The following is a 17514-nucleotide window of genomic DNA, read 5'->3' on the forward strand; positions in this document are numbered from 1 at the left end:
TCTGTGCGAAATTTGATTCTTGTAGGACCGATGGGGGCTGGAAAAAGCACCATCGGCCGATTACTGGCCAAAGAGCTGCGCCTGCCGTTCAAGGATTCCGACAAGGAAATTGAACTGCGTACGGGCGCCAATATTCCGTGGATCTTCGACAAGGAAGGCGAGCCCGGCTTTCGTGATCGTGAGCAGGCGATGATCGCCGAGCTGTGCGCGTTCGACGGCGTGGTGCTGGCGACCGGCGGCGGCGCCGTGATGCGCGATGCCAACCGCAAGGCCCTGCACGAGGGCGGGCGGGTGGTGTATCTGCACGCCTCCGTCGAGCAGCAGGTCGGCCGCACTTCCCGCGACCGCAACCGGCCGTTGTTGCGCACCGCCAATCCGGAGAAAACCCTGCGCGATCTGCTGGCGATCCGTGATCCGCTCTATCGGGAAATCGCCGATCTGGTGGTGGAAACCGACGAGCGGCCACCGCGCATGGTCGTGCTCGATATTCTCGACCGCCTGCAGCAACTTCCGCCCCGTTAAAGCGCCGCACGAAATGCGCTATCCTCGGCGACCTGTAATGGCCGCCAAGGGTTGTGGCGGATGGCGTGCGAGTGGCGTCACACCAGCACATGCCGTGAACATTCGATAATTCCAGGCAGGACGCCTGCTTCATCTTCATCGTGGGGACACATGCAGACACTCAAGGTCGACCTAGGCGAGCGCAGCTACCCGATTCACATTGGCGAAGGATTACTGGACCAGCCTGAGCTGCTGGCCCCGCATATCCACGGGCGGCAAGTGGCAATCATCTCCAACGAGACCGTTGCGCCGCTCTATCTCGAGCGTCTGACCCGCAGCCTGGCGCAGTTCTCGGTGGTTTCCGTGGTGCTGCCCGACGGCGAAGCCTTCAAGAACTGGGAAACCCTGCAACTGATCTTCGACGGCCTGCTGACCGCTCGTCATGACCGCCGCACCACGGTGATCGCCCTCGGCGGCGGTGTGATCGGCGACATGGCCGGTTTCGCGGCCGCCTGCTACCAGCGCGGCGTCGATTTCATTCAGATCCCTACCACGCTGCTGTCCCAGGTCGATTCGTCGGTGGGCGGCAAGACCGGGATCAACCATCCGCTGGGCAAGAACATGGTCGGCGCGTTCTATCAGCCGAATGTGGTGCTGATCGATACCGCGTCCCTGAAAACCCTGCCAGCGCGCGAGCTGTCGGCCGGCCTGGCGGAAGTCATCAAATACGGTCTGATCTGCGACGAACCGTTCCTGACCTGGCTTGAGGAAAACGTCGACGCCCTGCGTGCGCTGGATCAAACGGCCCTGACCTACGCCATCGAGCGCTCCTGCGCTGCCAAGGCGGCGGTGGTCGGCGCCGACGAGAAGGAAAACGGCGTACGGGCCACCCTCAATCTCGGCCACACCTTTGGCCACGCCATCGAAACCCACATGGGCTATGGTGTCTGGTTGCATGGGGAAGCGGTCGCTGCTGGCACCGTAATGGCGCTGGAAATGTCCGCGCGCCTGGGCTGGATCAGCGAGCAGGAGCGCGATCGCGGCATCCGCCTGTTCCAGCGTGCCGGTCTGCCGGTGATCCCGCCGGAAGAGATGACCGAAGCCGATTTTCTTGAACACATGGCAATTGACAAAAAAGTGATCGACGGTCGCTTGCGCCTGGTGCTGCTGCGCCGTATGGGCGAAGCGGTGGTGACCGACGATTATCCGAAAGAGGTTCTACAGGCCACGCTGGGAGCGGATTACCGCGCTCTGGCTCAGCTTAAAGGTTAATAAGATTCCGATGACTAGTTTGCATGCCGACGAGGCGTTCCTCGGCCATTTCCAGTTAAGTCACGACCCTTTCGCGCCGCGGGTGCCGGGCTTCAAATTCTTCCCGGCCCAGCGCAAGCCGGTGCTGGGTCAGCTGCATCATCTGGCGCGTTACAGCCAGTTGCTGCTGGTGGTCACCGGCCCGCAGGGCAGCGGCAAGACCCTGCTGCGTCAGGCGCTGGTTGCCAGTACCAACAAGCAATCGGTGCAGAGCGTCGTCGTTTCCGCCCGTGGCGCCGGCGATGCAGCCGGTGTGCTGCGCCAGATCGCCCAAGCGCTGGACGTGGCCCAGGCCGAAGTCGGGGCGATCCTCGATCAGGTCGTGCAGCTGGCGCTGACCGGTCAGGAAGTCTATCTGCTGGTGGACGATGCCGAGCAGCTCGACGAGTCCGCGCTTGAAGCGCTGATGGCGCTTGGCGCCGGCGCGCCGGAAGGCCGCCCGCACGTGTTCCTGTTCGGTGAGTCGTCGCTGATCGCCCAGCTCGAGGCTTTGCACCTTGAGGAAGAGCGCTTCCACGTCATCGAATTGCAGCCGTACACCGAAGAAGAAACCCGCGAGTATCTCGACCAGCGGCTCGAAGGCGCGGGCCGGGGGGTCGAACTTTTCACCGCGGATCAGATCTCTGATATTCACGAAAGCTCCGAGGGTTGGCCCGGCAACATCAACCAGGTCGCTCGCGATGCTCTGATCGAAGTCATGATTGCCAGCCGCTCTGCGGTCAAGCGTCCAAGTATGGGGTTCAACATGCCGAAGAAACACGTATTGGCGATTTCCGCCGTCGTTGTGGTCGCGGTCGCTGCCGCCTGGCTGATGCCGGGTCGCAACAAGGCACCGACCACCGGTGCGCCGGCCAACGAGCAGGCGCAACTGCCATTGGGCCAGGGCACGCCGCAGGCGGGTGGCGCACCGTCCGTCGAATTCAACGGCAATACCCAGCCGATGCCGCTGCCGTTGGTCGGCAACTCGCAACCGGTGATGCGTGGCCCGCTGGCTGAAGCAGCGGGTGGCATCACTGAGGGCGACGACGGCGTGCCGGTCGAGGGCTCCAGCAACACGCCACCGACCGTGACCACCACCGCGCCACCGGCGGGCGTTCAGGCCGGCCCTGCACCGACCCCGGTTCCAGTTCCGGCACCGAAGCCGACCCCGGCCCCGACCCAGGTCGCTACCGCCAAGCCTGCTCCGGCCGCTCCAGCGGCCAAACCGGCTCCGGCGCCTGCCAAGCCTGTTGCCGCCGCGAAACCTGCCGAGAAGCCGGTCACCGTCGCCAAGGCCGCCGGTGGCAGCTGGTACGCCGGTCAGCCGACCAGCAACTACGTGGTGCAGATCCTCGGCACCAGCTCCGAAGCGACCGCGCAAAGCTTCGTCAAGGAGCAGGGCGGCGAGTACCGTTATTTCAAGAAAGTCCTCAACGGCAAGCCTCTCTACGTGATCACCTACGGCAACTTCGCCAATCGTGATGCAGCCGTTTCTGCCATCAAGGCCTTGCCAGCGAAGGTTCAGGCTGGTAAACCTTGGCCTCGCACTGTCGCCAGCGTCCAACAGGAACTGGCAACAACTCGCTGAAGATTCGGCGGCCTTACCCAGGCCGCCTCTCCAAGCACCTCAAAATTTCTACAAGTGCGCGCCGCCCTTACGGGCCGCGTGCCTTGTGGTGTCTGCGTCACAGTAGTCTTTGAGTCGTTGCGGTCAAAATTAAAAAAGTTTTGACTAGCACAGCAGATCGCTTTAAACCTTTCACAAATGCGACATGAATTTGCGACATTTCGTCGTCAAATTTGTGAGCCTCTGTGTCGCTGTGTACAATGACCACCCTTTTGCCCCCGCTAAGCCGGCGTACGTTCGGCGCGAGATGCAAGTGGTTGAATTGAAAAGAAATTTGCCTCGAAAAGAGGCAGCCTGGTGAGAAAGTGTCTATGAAAGCAGGTCTGTACCAACCAGATGAATTCAAGGATAACTGCGGTTTCGGCCTGATAGCCCATATGCAGGGCGAACCCAGTCATACCCTTTTGCAAACGGCCATCGAGGCCCTGACCTGCATGACCCACCGCGGTGGGATTAATGCCGACGGCAAGACCGGTGACGGTTGCGGTCTGCTGATTCAAAAGCCCGACGCGTTCCTGCGTGCCATTGCCCAGGAAACCTTCAGCGTCGAGCTGCCCAAGCAATATGCCGTGGGCATGGTCTTCTTCAATCAGGATCCGGCCAAGGCCGAAGCCGCTCGCGAGAACATGAACCGCGAGATCCTGGCCGAAGGCCTGCAACTGATCGGCTGGCGCAAAGTGCCAATCGACACCAGCGTCCTCGGCCGCCTGGCCCTTGAGCGCCTGCCACAGATCGAACAGGTGTACATCGGCGGCGAAGGCCTGAGCGATCAGGACATGGCGGTCAAGCTGTTCAGCGCCCGTCGTCGTTCGTCCGTGGCAAACGCTGCCGACACCGACCACTACATCTGCAGCTTTTCCCACAAGACCATCATCTATAAAGGCCTGATGATGCCGGCCGACCTGGCCGCGTTCTATCCGGACCTGGGTGACCAGCGCCTGCAAACCGCGATCTGCGTGTTCCACCAGCGCTTCTCCACCAACACCCTGCCGAAATGGCCGCTGGCTCAGCCATTCCGCTTCCTCGCCCACAACGGCGAGATCAACACCATCACCGGCAACCGCAACTGGGCCCAGGCCCGTCGCACCAAGTTCACCAACGATCTGATGGATCTGGAAGAGCTCGGCCCGCTGGTCAACCGTGTCGGTTCCGACTCCTCGAGCATGGACAACATGCTCGAACTGATGGTGACGGGCGGCATCGACCTGTTCCGTGGCGTGCGGATGATCATTCCGCCAGCGTGGCAGAACGTCGAAACCATGGACCCGGATCTGCGTGCGTTCTACGAGTACAACTCGATGCACATGGAGCCGTGGGACGGCCCGGCCGGCGTGGTAATGACCGACGGTCGCTACGCGGTGTGCCTGCTCGACCGTAACGGTCTGCGCCCGGCGCGCTGGGTCACCACCACCAACGGTTTCATCACCCTGGCGTCGGAAATCGGCGTGTGGGACTACAAGCCTGAAGACGTGATTGCCAAAGGCCGTGTCGGCCCGGGCCAGATCTTTGCCGTGGACACCGAAACCGGGCAGATCCTCGACACCGACGCGATCGACAACCGTCTCAAATCCCGTCATCCGTACAAGCAATGGCTGCGCAAGAATGCCCTGCGCATTCAGGCGACCATGGAAGACAACGATCACGGTTCGGCTTTCTACGACGTCGATCAGCTCAAGCAATACATGAAGATGTATCAGGTCACGTTCGAAGAGCGCGATCAGGTACTGCGTCCGCTTGGCGAACAAGGCTACGAAGCCGTTGGCTCGATGGGCGACGACACGCCGATGGCCGTGCTGTCCCAGCGCGTGCGCACGCCGTACGACTATTTCCGCCAGCAGTTCGCCCAGGTGACCAACCCGCCGATCGACCCGCTGCGTGAAGCGATCGTGATGTCGCTGGAAATCTGCCTCGGTGCCGAGCGCAACATCTTCCAGGAGTCGCCGGAACACGCCTCGCGCGTGATCCTCAGCTCGCCGGTCATTTCACCGGCCAAGTGGCGTTCGCTGATGAACCTCGACCGCCCGGGTTTCGAGCGGCAGATCATCGACCTCAACTACGACGAAAGCGTCGGCCTCGAAGCGGCGATCCGCAACGTCGCCGATCAGGCTGAAGAAGCCGTGCGTGCCGGTCGTACCCAGATCGTTCTGAGCGACCGTCATATCGCCCCGGGCAAACTGCCGATCCACGCTTCGCTCGCCACCGGCGCGGTGCACCACCGTCTGACCGAAAAAGGCCTGCGCTGCGACTCCAACATCCTGGTTGAAACCGCCACCGCACGCGATCCGCATCACTTCGCCGTGCTGATCGGCTTCGGCGCCTCGGCGGTCTATCCGTTTCTCGCGTACGAAGTGCTGGGCGACCTGATCCGTACCGGTGAAGTACTGGGCGACCTCTACGAGGTGTTCAAGAACTACCGTAAAGGCATCACCAAAGGCCTGTTGAAGATCCTGTCGAAGATGGGCATTTCGACCATCGCGTCGTATCGCGGTGCTCAGTTGTTCGAAGCCATCGGCCTGTCCGAGGAAGTTTGCGAGCTGAGCTTCCGTGGCGTGCCGAGCCGCATCAAGGGGGCGCGTTTCGTCGACATCGAAGCCGAGCAGAAAGCACTGGCCACCGAAGCCTGGAGTCCGCGCAAGCCGATCCAGCAGGGCGGTCTGCTGAAGTTCGTCCACGGTGGCGAATATCACGCGTACAACCCGGACGTGGTCAACACCCTGCAAGCCGCCGTGCAGCAGGGCGACTACGCCAAATTCAAGGAATACACCTCGCTGGTGGACAACCGTCCGGTGTCGATGATCCGCGACCTGTTCAAGGTCAAGACCCTCGATACGCCGCTGGACATCAGTGAAATCGAACCGCTGGAATCGGTGCTCAAGCGCTTCGACTCCGCCGGTATCTCGCTGGGCGCCCTGTCGCCGGAAGCTCACGAAGCCCTGGCCGAAGCCATGAACCGCCTCGGTGCGCGTTCCAACTCCGGCGAAGGCGGCGAAGACCCGGCACGCTACGGCACCATCAAGAGCTCGAAAATCAAGCAGGTTGCGACCGGCCGTTTCGGCGTGACCCCGGAATACCTGGTCAACGCCGAAGTGCTGCAAATCAAGGTCGCCCAGGGCGCCAAGCCGGGCGAGGGCGGGCAACTGCCGGGCGGTAAAGTGAACGGGTTGATCGCCAAACTGCGTTACGCAGTACCGGGCGTGACCCTGATTTCGCCACCGCCGCACCACGACATCTATTCCATCGAAGACTTGTCGCAGCTGATCTTCGACCTGAAACAGGTCAACCCGAAGGCGCTGGTCTCGGTGAAACTCGTGGCTGAAGCAGGCGTCGGCACCATCGCCGCCGGTGTGGCCAAGGCCTATGCGGACTTGATCACTATCTCCGGTTACGACGGTGGCACCGGTGCTTCGCCGCTGACCTCGATCAAATACGCGGGTGCACCGTGGGAACTCGGCCTGGCCGAAACCCACCAGACCCTGCGCGGCAACGACCTGCGCGGCAAGGTCCGGGTCCAGACCGACGGCGGTCTGAAAACCGGCCTCGACGTGATCAAGGCAGCCATCCTCGGCGCTGAAAGCTTCGGCTTCGGTACCGCGCCAATGATCGCGCTGGGCTGCAAATACCTGCGTATCTGCCACCTGAACAACTGCGCCACCGGCGTTGCGACCCAGAACGAGAAGCTGCGCAAGGATCACTACATCGGCACCGTCGACATGGTGGTGAACTTCTTCACCTACGTCGCCGAAGAAACCCGTGAGTGGCTGGCCAAGCTGGGCGTGCGTTCCCTCGAAGAGCTGATCGGCCGTACCGATCTGCTGGAAATCCTCGAAGGCCAGACCGCCAAGCAGCATCACCTGGATCTGACTCCGCTGCTGGGCAGCGACCACATCCCGGCGGACAAGCCTCAGTTCTGCGGCGTCGAGCGCAACCCGCCTTTCGACCAGGGCCTGCTGGCCGAGAAAATGGTCGAGATGGCGACGTCGGCGATCAACGACCTCAGCGGCGCCGAATTCGATCTGGATATCTGCAACTGCGACCGTTCGATCGGCGCACGGATCTCCGGCGAAATCGCGCGCAAGCACGGCAACCAGGGCATGGCCAAAGCGCCAATCACCTTCCGCTTCAAGGGCACTGCGGGTCAGAGCTTCGGCGTGTGGAACGCCGGCGGTCTGAACATGTACCTGGAAGGCGACGCCAACGACTACGTCGGCAAAGGCATGACCGGTGGCAAGCTGACCATCGTGCCGCCGAAGGGCAGCGTTTATAAGACTCAGGAAAGCGCCATCATCGGCAACACCTGCCTGTACGGCGCCACGGGCGGCAAGCTGTTCGCCGCCGGCACCGCAGGCGAGCGTTTCGCCGTGCGCAACTCCGGTGCCCACACGGTTGTGGAAGGCACTGGCGATCACTGCTGTGAGTACATGACCGGTGGTTTTGTCTGCGTTCTGGGCAAGACCGGTTACAACTTCGGCTCTGGCATGACCGGCGGTTTCGCCTACGTGCTCGACCAGGACAACACCTTCGTTGACCGGGTCAACCACGAACTGGTGGAAATCCAGCGGATCAGCGGCGAGGCGATGGAAGCCTATCGCAGCCACCTGCAGAACGTGCTGAACGAGTACGTCGCGGAAACCGACAGCGAGTGGGGTCGTGAGCTCGCCGAGAACCTCGATGACTACCTGCGTCGTTTCTGGCTGGTCAAGCCGAAGGCTGCCAACCTGAAGTCGTTGCTTTCCAGCACCCGTGCCAACCCGCAGTGATATGCGCCTGAAGAGTTTGATGAGGTTTTAACAATGGCTGAACGTCTGAATAACGACTTCCAGTTCATCGATGTCGGGCGCAAGGATCCGAAGAAGAAACTGTTGCGTCAACGCAAGAAAGAGTTCGTGGAAATCTACGAACCGTTCAAACCCCAACAGTCGGCCGACCAGGCCCACCGCTGCCTGGGTTGCGGCAACCCGTATTGCGAGTGGAAGTGCCCGGTGCACAACTTCATTCCGAACTGGCTGAAGCTGGTGGCCGAGGGCAACATCCTCCAGGCCGCCGAGCTGTCGCACCAGACCAACACCCTGCCGGAAGTCTGCGGCCGGGTGTGTCCGCAGGATCGTCTGTGCGAGGGTGCCTGCACCCTCAACGACGGCTTCGGCGCGGTGACCATCGGTTCGGTCGAGAAGTACATCACCGACACCGCGTTCGCCATGGGCTGGCGCCCGGACATGTCCAAGGTCAAACCGACCGGCAAGCGTGTCGCGATCATCGGCGCAGGCCCGGCGGGCCTCGGTTGTGCCGACGTGCTGGTGCGCGGCGGCGTGACCCCGGTGGTGTTCGACAAGAACCCGGAAATCGGTGGTCTGCTGACCTTCGGCATCCCCGAGTTCAAGCTCGAGAAGACCGTGCTGAGCAATCGCCGCGAAGTCTTCACCGGCATGGGCATCGAATTCCGTCTCAACACCGAGGTCGGCAAGGACGTGACCATGGAGCAACTGCTCGCCGAGTACGATGCCGTGTTCATGGGCATGGGCACCTACACCTACATGAAGGGCGGTTTTGCCGGTGAGGACCTGCCGGGCGTTTATGACGCGCTGGACTTCCTGATCGCCAACGTCAACCGCAACCTGGGCTTTGAAAAGTCGCCGGAAGATTTCGTCGACATGAAAGGCAAGAAGGTCGTGGTTCTTGGGGGCGGCGACACGGCGATGGACTGCAACCGCACGTCGATCCGCCAGGGCGCCAAGTCGGTGACCTGCGCCTATCGTCGTGACGAAGCGAACATGCCCGGCTCGCGCAAAGAGGTGAAGAACGCCAAGGAAGAAGGCGTGAAATTCCTCTACAACCGCCAGCCGATCGCCATCGTCGGCGAGGACAAGGTCGAAGGCGTGAAAGTGGTCGAGACCCGTCTCGGCGAGCCGGACGCCCGTGGCCGTCGCAGCCCCGAGCCGATCCCGGGCTCCGAAGAGATCATCCCGGCTGACGCCGTGGTCATCGCTTTCGGTTTCCGTCCAAGCCCGGCGCCATGGTTCGAGCAGTTCGAAATCCAGACCGACAGCCAGGGCCGCGTCGTTGCGCCCGAGCAGGGTCAGTACAAGCACCAGACCAGCAACCCGAAAATCTTCGCCGGTGGCGACATGGTGCGCGGTTCCGACCTGGTGGTGACGGCGATCTTCGAAGGCCGCAATGCGGCTGAAGGGATCCTGGATTACCTGGGCGTCTAAACCCGGATCCTGAGCCAAAAGTAATAACCCTGTGGGAGCGAGCTTGCTCGCGAAAGCGGTGGATCAGCCAACAGCAATGTTGTATGTGAAGCCCTCTTCGCGAGCAAGCTCGCTCCCACAGTTGTTTCTCAGTGTTGCTGATAGCGCATTTCCAGCGCGACAAATTGACCCGATAGACAAAAGGCTGACCTGCATCCGTGCCTTTTGCGTCGCGCTCTGAGAAAATGCCCGCACTTTTTTTCCGGATGCCGACATGACTGCCCTGAAGAACGACCGTTTCCTCCGCGCCCTGCTCAAGCAACCCGTAGACGTCACCCCTGTGTGGATGATGCGCCAGGCCGGCCGCTACCTGCCGGAATACCGCGCCAGCCGCGCCCAGGCCGGTGATTTCATGAGCCTGTGCATGAATCCGGAATTCGCCTGCGAAGTCACGCTGCAACCCCTCGACCGCTATCCGCAACTGGACGCGGCGATCCTGTTCTCCGACATCCTCACCATTCCCGATGCCATGGGCCAGGGCCTGTACTTCGAGACCGGTGAAGGTCCGCGCTTTAAGAAAGTCGTCAGCACCCTGGCCGACATCGAAGCCCTGCCGATCCCGGATCCGCACAAAGACCTCGGCTACGTGATGGACGCGGTCAGCACCATCCGCCGCGAACTGAACGGCCGTGTACCGCTGATCGGTTTCTCCGGCAGCCCGTGGACCCTCGCCACGTACATGGTCGAAGGCGGCTCGTCGAAAGACTTCCGCAAGACCAAGGCGATGCTCTACGACAACCCGCAAGCCATGCACCTGCTGCTGGACAAGCTGGCACAGTCGGTGACGTCGTACCTGAACGGCCAGATCCAGGCCGGCGCCCAAGCGGTGCAGATCTTCGATACCTGGGGCGGCAACCTGTCGGCGGCGGCGTATCAGGAGTTCTCCCTGGCCTACATGAAGAAAATCGTCAGCGGCCTGATCCGCGAGCACGACGGTCGCAAGGTGCCGGTGATCCTCTTCACAAAAAACGGCGGCCTGTGGCTGGAAAGCATCGCCGACGCTGGCGCTGACGCACTGGGCCTGGATTGGACCTGCGACATCGGCAACGCCCGCGCCCGCGTGGGTGACAAGGTTGCGCTGCAAGGCAACATGGACCCGACTGTGCTCTACGCCAAGCCGGAAGCGATCCGCACCGAAGTCGGGCGCATCCTCGCCAGCTACGGCAAAGGCAGTGGTCACGTGTTCAACCTCGGCCACGGCATCACCCCGGAAGTCGACCCGGAACACGCCGGCGCGTTCCTGCGTGCGGTGCACGAGTTGTCGGCGCAGTATCACGAGTAATCGGCGCTCAGCGCTAATGGTAGAAAACAAAAACGCCCGGCTTATGCCGGGCGTTTTTATTTGCGATGGGTTTAGCGTCCGAGGAGTTGCTCGGCGTAGCGGGCGATGATGTGGTCGAAGGGTTTTTGATTGGGAATCGCGGTATTTCTGATCGCTGTCACCAACCGCTCAAGCTCTTCTTCGCTGACTTGCATGACAAACTCATCATCGAAGAGGCGGCGGATTGTGTCCTGACGTCGATTTTTGAGATAGGCAATGTCTAACGCCAGTACCTCGATCATCTTTGTGGCGGGAAGGTCGTCAGAATTCTTTGGCTGGATTTCGCCGGTTCGCAGATATCGGAAACGCTGTTCACAATTCCCGTCGGTGGGAGAAATGTGTTGGTTTTCGTCGAACCAGTTGCCCTTCTTATGGCCGCAGTGCAACGGATTGCCGGGCTTGGTTTCTCGCAGGCAGGAGGCATGAAGGTTGTGAAACTCCAACGCCAGCTCTTCGAAATGCTCTTGAGGTCTGAAGTGCTCGATATGGCTGGTCGAGGCATCTATTTCCCGGCCGCAATAACAGCAGAAGAAGCCTTGCTCCTTAAGCAGGGCATTATGCAAATCCCGTTTTTGCGGGTTTTGTAGCGTTGGGTAAGTTGGACTCCACTCGTCGTTCGCCGAGTTTTTCCAATCTGTAAATGAAGCGGGTTCAGTTCCTTTGAGCACTCGCTTCATTTGCCGAGAATCTCCTTGCGCCTGATCAGTGCTTCGGCGCCGGCGAATTCCGGTAGGTCGGGGGCTTTCTTTTTCAGCGCCTCAAGCTGTGATTTTGCTTTTTCGAGGTCGTTGTCTTCCAACGTGGAAAAAAGCTCGGACAGCAGATCTTCGATTTCTGGTTCGCGCTGCGTAACGCCCATTACCTCTTCAAGCACGCTACTGGAATCCAGACCGTAGGTGACCCGCGGATGAGTAGGATCCCCGTCGTGCAACACGATGACCTCTTCAGGTTTCAGGCTGCCGATGATTTGTGGGGAGTGACTTGCTGCGATGAATTGGACTTTGGGAAATGCCTGTCTCAGTGCAGGCACAATGCTGCGTTGCCAGGCCGGGTGAAGGTGAATATCCAGTTCGTCGATGATCACCACGCCAGAGGTGTTCTTCAGGACGTCTTTGCCCATGTGGGGATTGAGGATGCACATGCGTCGGGCGATATCGGCGAACAACGCAACCATCCCGCGTTGACCATCGCTAAGCTCATTGAAAGGAATGGTCTTTCCATCCAGGTCGATCAACAAGCTTTGCAGTCGGAGGTCATAGCGCAAATTTTGTGCGTGGGGAATAGCGCGCTCGATCGCAGTGTTTACCCAGTAAAGTTCGTCGTCGAACTCAAGTGACTGGGTGTTTGAATCAAGGAGGTTCTGCATCCGTTCGAGCGTTCTACCGATTAACCAACTTTCAAATTCTCTGAGATCCGCAACTGCATCGAACCAGTTAACGTAGGCATCGAAGCGCGAGACGCGTTGTTTCGCGGCGAACTCAGCAGATACTCCTACCCCTTGCCAGCGGCGATTGGAGCGATAGAAAGCAAGCACAGGCAAATCGACTGGAATGGCCAGGTTGATTTTCTGTTTTAGTTTGTCTATCTCGGCGTCGAATACTGAATCTACAAGATGGGGCAAGTCTTCTGCATCTCGTTTCAGGACCCAGTCTGTAGTTCCGAAGAAACTGCCTATGCCATGTACCAGTAATGGGAACTTGCGCTCAAAGCGGCTTCTGTTTTCAAAACGATCTATGACAAAGCGAATGTCTTCATTTTTTATAGAGGTCTGACTTGGCTTCATGGCATTGCCGAGTTCGATGAACGAAACGGCAACCGCCTGCAACAACGAACTCTTCCCGCTCCCATTAACCCCCACCACCAGATTGAATCCCGGCTGAAAGTCGAACGTGGCATCTTCGTAGCAACGAAAATTCTGAATGTGGAGACGGTCCAGGCGCATTCTGGCTTCCTTTACCAAAGCAGGCGAATGCCGTCAGTGTACCTTGGCCCGTGATTACCGCTAGGGCGCAGTTGTGGCTAAACCTTTTCGCCACCACCCAGCGGCGGTAGCTTCGCCAGCTTCAACGCCACCAACAGAGCCACCAGCAACAGCGCGCCGATGAACAGGCCAATCCCGTTCCATCCTGCCATGTGCCAGAACACCCCGCCCGCCGTCCCGGCAATGCTCGAGCCAGCGTAATAGCTGAACAGGTACAGCGACGACGCCTGGCCCTTGGCCTTGAGCGCCCGGCGGCCGATCCAGCTGCTGGCCACCGAGTGTGCGCCGAAGAAGCCGAAGGTGAATATCAGCATGCCAATGATCACCAACGGCAGCGGTGTGAACATCGTCAGGGCGAGGCCAGCGAACATCAGGGCGATGGTGGCCCACAGCACTTTGCGGCGGCCCAGTTTGTCGGCCAGCGAACCGATTTTCGCCGAGCTGTAGATGCCTGACAGGTACACCACCGACAACAGCCCCACGAACACTTGATCCATGTGGTACGGCTCGGCCAGCAGGCGATAGCCGATGTAGTTGAACAGGGTGACGAATGCGCCCATCAGCACGAACGCCTCAAGGAACAGCAGCGGCAGGCCGGCATCGCGAAAGTGCATGGTGAAGCCGTCGAGCAGGCTGCGCGGATGCAGCGAGCGGGAGCGGAAGTTGCGCGACTCCGGCAGGATCTTCCAGAACACCGCCGCCGCAATCAGCGCCAGCCCGCCGATCACCATCATCGCCGTGTGCCAGCTGACGAAGTCGATCAGTACACCGGTAATCAGACGCCCGCTCATCCCGCCAATCGCGTTGCCGCCGATGTACAAACCCATCGCCAGACCGATGTGCTGCGGATGGATTTCCTCGCTCAGGTACGTCATTGCCACCGCCGCAAGACCGCTCAGCGACAACCCGATCAACGCACGCATGATCAATACGCCGTGCCAGCTCGGCATCATCGAACTGGCGATGGTGCACAGCGCCGCGGCAAACAGTGCGGCAACCATCACCGGCTTGCGCCCGACCCGATCGGAAATCGGGCCGGTGATCAGCAGACCGAACGCCAGCATGCCGGTGGCCACCGACAGGATCAGGCTGCTCTGGGCCGCGTTGATCGAATATTCGTGGGACAGCAGCGGCATCATCGGCTGCACGCAGTACAGCAGGGCAAACGTCGCGAAGCCGCCGCTGAACAGCGCGAGTACCGTGCGCATGAACGCGGGCGTGCCTTTCTCGATGTAGATCTCTTGCAGTTCGGTCAGTACATCGTCCGCCGCAGCGGGCGGGACTTCATGGGCCAGTGGAGCGACGGCGGTTTTCACATCAGACCTCGGAGGGCGCGGACAGGCAGGCAATGAAAAAATCATATAGCTGGCTAATGTTTCTATCCAATATATTGTTCGACCTGTTTGATAGCTTTCACGACCTAATGGGGTGCCCATGGAATTGCGTCATCTGCGCTACTTCATCGCCGTTGCCGAAGAATTGCACTTCGGCCGTGCTGCACAGGTGCTGGGCATCTCCCAGCCACCGCTGAGCCAGCAGATCCAGGCGCTGGAACAGGAAGTCGGCGCGCGACTGTTCGAGCGTACCAATCGTCGGGTCGAGCTCAGCGAGGCCGGCCGGTTGTTTCTGGAGGAAGCGCGGCTGGTGCTCGCGCAAGTCGATAAAGCGGCCGACGTGGCCCGTCGCGCGCAACTCGGCGAACTGGGTGAACTGAAGATCGGTTTCACCTCGTCGGCGCCGTTCAACTCGACCATTCCCCAGGCAATTTTTTCCTTCCGCCAGCGCTTCCCGGCCGTGCACCTGAACCTACGGGAAATGAGCAGCACCCAAGTAGCGGATGCGCTGGTGGACGAATCGATCGAAGTCGGCATCATGCGCCCGCTGGGCCTGCCGGATTCGCTCAGCGTGGTCGAACTGATGCGCGAGCCATTGGTCGCGGTGCTCAGCTCCAAACATCCGCTGGCACAGGGCTCTGAAGAGGGGCTGTTCCTCTCGGCGCTGGCTCTGGAGCCGTTCGTGTTCTTCCCGCGCAGCTACGGCAGTGGTCTGTATTCGCAACTGATCAGCCTGGCCCGCGACGCTGGGTTCAGCCCGCACTTCGCCCAGGAGGCCGGCGAAGCCATGACCATCATCGGTCTGGTGGCGGCAGGTCTGGGTGTGTCGGTCATGCCGGCGTCGTATCAGCGGATGCGCATCGACGGCGTGGTCTACCGGCCGCTGCTCGATCCCGAGGCCGTGACGGCGGTGTGGCTGGTGCAGCGCAAGGACCAGAAGTCACCGATGGCCAAGGCGTTTGTCGAACTGCTTACGCGCAAGATGAACGTTTAAGGCGTTGGTGTTTTCTCCGAAGCGGCCGATACGCTCTGGTTGGATCATCAAATTATGGAGAAACGGGATGTTCAAGCAGTTCAGCTTCGCCGCTTTGTTGGTAGTTGCCGCACTCAGCACAGGTTGCGCTTCGGTAAAAATGGCCGACGATACTCAAGACGCTCAGGCTAAAACCTTCCAGGTCAGCCCGGACAAGGCTCACATCTACGTTTACCGCAACGAGAGCATGGGTGCCGGCGTGAAGATGCCTGTCGCGCTCAATGGCAGGCCGGTAGGTGCAACCGTCGCCAAATCGTATCTGATGCTGTCGGTACCGGCAGGTCAGCAGACGCTGGTGTCCTCGGCAGAAAACGATTCGGAGCTGAAACTCTCGGCCGAAGCGGGCAAGAACTATTTCGTCTGGCAGGAAGTGAAGGTCGGTTTCATCAAGGCGCGCAATGCCCTGCAAGTGGTCGATGAAACGACCGGTCGCGCCGGCGTCAATGAAAGCAAACTGATCCAGGCTCAGTAAGCATTTCGCACGCCTTCACGCCCGTCGTGGAGGCGTTGCCCATCAGGGCAGCCGCACCAGATCTCCCTTCAACGCCACCCGCGTCACAAACACCCCGGCCCGACATTCATAAGTGTTCAGATCCTTGCGCACATGCTGGTCGTAGTAGCTGACGATATTGGTCACCGCATTCGCCCCGACACGCTTGGCCTCGGCCTGCAGCGCAATCAGATTCGACTGCAACACCCACTCGCAGGAGTCGTGATCGCTCTTGTTGAAGCCGTTGGTCTTCAAGTCGCTGACCACACCGCGCTGCAACATCCGTTGAGTGCCCTGAGGCCCGTTGCCGACCAGATAAAACTTCACACTGCCATCCAGCCGCCCGGCGCGCATTGCATCCGACACAACTGTTTCGAACGGCATGTACATCAGATTGGTGGCGTGGCTGGCGCTGGGGAGCAGGCTGAAAAGGGCGGCGGCGATGAGGTCTTTCGCTTGCATGGTCATCTCCTTGACGTAACGCGCAGCAAATCATGGGTATGACGAGTGTAGACGCCGTATATCGGACAGAGAGAAGTCCATGTAGAGTGCGTGTAGCTTAGCGGCTACACTTGCGGCCATGACTGAGATACTTCGAAGCTCCACATTCTCGAGCTGGCTTGTGAAGCTGGTTGATAGTCGCGCCAGGATGCGTATTCAGGTGCGAATTGATCGCATGGCTGATGGGAATTTCGGTGATGTCAAAGCCATTGGCGAAGGGATCAGCGAAGCCCGAATTGACTATGGCCCGGGATATCGGGTCTATTTCATGCAGCAAGGTCGTCAGCTGGTCATCCTCCTTTGTGGTGGAGACAAGAGCAGTCAATCTCGAGACATCAAGCAAGCCAGGCTCATCGCGGAATCCTGGCAGGAGCAAAACCCATGACCGAACAATTCACTCGTTGGGACTCAGCCGAGTACCTCAAGACAGAAGAGGACATGGCCAACTATCTGGACGCCTGCATGGAAGAGGCGGGTGACGACCCGGCTTTTATTGCCAAGGCACTTGGCACGATTGCTCGGGCGCGTGGCATGACCCAGGTCGCGCGGGATGCGGGGCTATCAAGGGAAAGTCTTTATCGCGCACTGTCAGGCGAGGTAAATCCTGAATTTGGAACGATCCTCAAAGTCATGAAAGCGCTGGGGCTGAAGTTGCATGCCAGCACATGATCTGAATAGAAAAGGGCGCCGAAAGGCGCCCTTTGTCGTTTCCGGCCGTTACTGAACCGTCGCCAGATCGCCCTTCAACGCTACGCCGGCCATGATTGCGCCCGCGTGGCATTCGTAGGTTTTCGCATCCTTGCGCTCATTGCTCTTGTAGAAGCTGACGATGTTGGTCACCGCGTTGGCGCCGGCGCTTTTCGCGGCCTGGTGCAGGCTGATGATCGCCGATTGCACGACCCACTCGCAGGCTTCCTGGTCGGTTTTGTTGAAGGCGTTGGTCTTCTTGTTGGTCACGGCGCCGGGGCTGACGACGGTGACTTTGCCGGCCGGGGCGTTGCCCGCCAGGGCGTTGCCCGCCAGATAGAACTTCACGCTGCCGTCGATCTTGCCGGTGCGGGTCGCTTCGGCGACGGCCTTGTCGAACGGCAGGTACACCGCCGTGTCACGGGCCTGGCTGACGGCCGGCAAGGCACAGATGAGCAGGGTGGCAGCGAGTTTCTTGAAGTGCATGGAGGTCTCCTTGAC

15 protein-coding genes are annotated in these 17514 nt (G+C 60.2%); 10 read left to right on the forward strand and 5 right to left on the reverse strand.

Translation table 11 applies throughout. The features are described 5' to 3' along the window. The first annotated feature begins 3 nt into the window (after positions 1-3). The 6 genes from aroK (at position 4) to hemE (ending at position 10948) form a co-directional block, all read left to right on the forward strand. The gene (gene aroK, locus K5E37_RS09390; RefSeq protein ID WP_045121685.1) at positions 4-522 is read left to right on the forward strand and encodes a shikimate kinase AroK; all 519 of its coding nucleotides are present in this window, start codon (positions 4-6) and stop codon (positions 520-522) included. 150 nt (positions 523-672) lie between these two features. Beyond that, a complete protein-coding gene (aroB, locus tag K5E37_RS09395) occupies positions 673-1773 on the forward strand; it encodes a 3-dehydroquinate synthase (RefSeq protein ID WP_221533654.1) in 1101 nt (366 codons plus the stop codon). A gap of 10 nt (positions 1774-1783) precedes the next feature. After that, positions 1784-3379, forward strand: coding sequence for an AAA family ATPase (locus tag K5E37_RS09400; RefSeq protein WP_007952374.1), 1596 nt, complete (start codon positions 1784-1786; stop codon positions 3377-3379). Positions 3380-3729: 350 nt separating this feature from the next. After that, positions 3730-8175, forward strand: a complete 4446-nt coding sequence (gene gltB, locus K5E37_RS09405; protein ID WP_085608418.1) for a glutamate synthase large subunit — start codon at positions 3730-3732, stop codon at positions 8173-8175. Between the two features lie 33 nt (positions 8176-8208). Then, complete coding sequence (locus K5E37_RS09410) at positions 8209-9627, forward strand: FAD-dependent oxidoreductase (protein WP_007909438.1); 1419 nt, start codon at positions 8209-8211, stop codon at positions 9625-9627. A 253-nt stretch (positions 9628-9880) separates the two neighbouring features. Then, positions 9881-10948, forward strand: coding sequence for a uroporphyrinogen decarboxylase (hemE, locus tag K5E37_RS09415; RefSeq protein ID WP_007952372.1), 1068 nt, complete (start codon positions 9881-9883; stop codon positions 10946-10948). A 71-nt stretch (positions 10949-11019) separates the two neighbouring features. Here the strand turns inward: hemE and K5E37_RS09420 are convergent, their stop codons facing one another. The 3 genes from K5E37_RS09420 to K5E37_RS09430 form a co-directional block, all read right to left on the reverse strand. Next, positions 11020-11664: a retron system putative HNH endonuclease gene (locus tag K5E37_RS09420; protein ID WP_221533655.1), complete on the reverse strand. Its 645-nt coding sequence runs from the start codon at positions 11662-11664 to the stop codon at positions 11020-11022. Then, complete coding sequence (locus tag K5E37_RS09425; protein ID WP_221533656.1) at positions 11661-12929, reverse strand: AAA family ATPase; 1269 nt, start codon at positions 12927-12929, stop codon at positions 11661-11663. The genes K5E37_RS09420 and K5E37_RS09425 overlap by 4 nt, the downstream gene beginning before the upstream one ends. Positions 12930-13006: 77 nt before the next feature. Then, a complete protein-coding gene (locus K5E37_RS09430) occupies positions 13007-14284 on the reverse strand; it encodes an MFS transporter (RefSeq protein WP_085611129.1) in 1278 nt (425 codons plus the stop codon). A 118-nt stretch (positions 14285-14402) separates the two neighbouring features. Between K5E37_RS09430 and K5E37_RS09435 the strand changes: the two genes are divergently transcribed. Both K5E37_RS09435 and K5E37_RS09440 read left to right on the forward strand, forming a co-directional pair. Further along, positions 14403-15296, forward strand: coding sequence for a LysR family transcriptional regulator (locus K5E37_RS09435; RefSeq protein WP_221533657.1), 894 nt, complete (start codon positions 14403-14405; stop codon positions 15294-15296). A 67-nt stretch (positions 15297-15363) separates the two neighbouring features. Further along, entirely contained in the window at positions 15364-15807 is a 444-nt protein-coding gene (locus K5E37_RS09440) for a DUF2846 domain-containing protein (protein ID WP_221533658.1), read from the forward strand. A gap of 42 nt (positions 15808-15849) precedes the next feature. Here the strand turns inward: K5E37_RS09440 and K5E37_RS09445 are convergent, their stop codons facing one another. Continuing rightward, complete coding sequence (locus K5E37_RS09445; protein ID WP_221533659.1) at positions 15850-16287, reverse strand: excinuclease; 438 nt, start codon at positions 16285-16287, stop codon at positions 15850-15852. A gap of 118 nt (positions 16288-16405) precedes the next feature. On the opposite strand from K5E37_RS09445, the gene K5E37_RS09450 reads away from it, so the two are divergent. Beyond that, positions 16406-16711: a type II toxin-antitoxin system RelE/ParE family toxin gene (locus K5E37_RS09450; protein ID WP_221533660.1), complete on the forward strand. Its 306-nt coding sequence runs from the start codon at positions 16406-16408 to the stop codon at positions 16709-16711. Beyond that, positions 16708-16995 carry an addiction module antidote protein gene (locus tag K5E37_RS09455; RefSeq protein WP_011332089.1) on the forward strand — a complete coding sequence of 96 codons (288 nt, stop codon included), beginning with the start codon at positions 16708-16710 and terminating at the stop codon, positions 16993-16995. Before K5E37_RS09450 ends, K5E37_RS09455 begins: the two co-directional genes overlap by 4 nt. 48 nt (positions 16996-17043) lie before the next feature. On the opposite strand, the gene K5E37_RS09460 is transcribed toward K5E37_RS09455, so the two are convergent. Then, the gene (locus tag K5E37_RS09460) at positions 17044-17499 is read right to left on the reverse strand and encodes an excinuclease (RefSeq protein ID WP_221533661.1); all 456 of its coding nucleotides are present in this window, start codon (positions 17497-17499) and stop codon (positions 17044-17046) included. Between the last annotated feature and the right edge of the window lie 15 nt (positions 17500-17514).

It is taken from the genome of Pseudomonas sp. RIT778, assembly GCF_019718735.1.
Classification (GTDB): domain Bacteria; phylum Pseudomonadota; class Gammaproteobacteria; order Pseudomonadales; family Pseudomonadaceae; genus Aquipseudomonas; species Aquipseudomonas aphyarum.

What these genes read in the sequence shown, in the direction of transcription:
- aroB (WP_221533654.1), top strand. Translation starts at nt 673, where the DNA reads ATGCAGACACTCAAGGTCGACCTAGGCGAGCGCAGCTACCCGATTCAC.
- K5E37_RS09400 (WP_007952374.1), top strand. Translation starts at nt 1,784, where the DNA reads ATGACTAGTTTGCATGCCGACGAGGCGTTCCTCGGCCATTTCCAGTTA.
- gltB (WP_085608418.1), top strand. Translation starts at nt 3,730, where the DNA reads ATGAAAGCAGGTCTGTACCAACCAGATGAATTCAAGGATAACTGCGGT.
- K5E37_RS09410 (WP_007909438.1), top strand. Translation starts at nt 8,209, where the DNA reads ATGGCTGAACGTCTGAATAACGACTTCCAGTTCATCGATGTCGGGCGC.
- hemE (WP_007952372.1), top strand. Translation starts at nt 9,881, where the DNA reads ATGACTGCCCTGAAGAACGACCGTTTCCTCCGCGCCCTGCTCAAGCAA.
- K5E37_RS09420 (WP_221533655.1), bottom strand. Translation starts at nt 11,664, where the DNA reads ATGAAGCGAGTGCTCAAAGGAACTGAACCCGCTTCATTTACAGATTGG.
- K5E37_RS09425 (WP_221533656.1), bottom strand. Translation starts at nt 12,929, where the DNA reads ATGCGCCTGGACCGTCTCCACATTCAGAATTTTCGTTGCTACGAAGAT.
- K5E37_RS09435 (WP_221533657.1), top strand. Translation starts at nt 14,403, where the DNA reads ATGGAATTGCGTCATCTGCGCTACTTCATCGCCGTTGCCGAAGAATTG.
- K5E37_RS09440 (WP_221533658.1), top strand. Translation starts at nt 15,364, where the DNA reads ATGTTCAAGCAGTTCAGCTTCGCCGCTTTGTTGGTAGTTGCCGCACTC.
- K5E37_RS09445 (WP_221533659.1), bottom strand. Translation starts at nt 16,287, where the DNA reads ATGCAAGCGAAAGACCTCATCGCCGCCGCCCTTTTCAGCCTGCTCCCC.
- K5E37_RS09450 (WP_221533660.1), top strand. Translation starts at nt 16,406, where the DNA reads ATGACTGAGATACTTCGAAGCTCCACATTCTCGAGCTGGCTTGTGAAG.
- K5E37_RS09455 (WP_011332089.1), top strand. Translation starts at nt 16,708, where the DNA reads ATGACCGAACAATTCACTCGTTGGGACTCAGCCGAGTACCTCAAGACA.
- K5E37_RS09460 (WP_221533661.1), bottom strand. Translation starts at nt 17,499, where the DNA reads ATGCACTTCAAGAAACTCGCTGCCACCCTGCTCATCTGTGCCTTGCCG.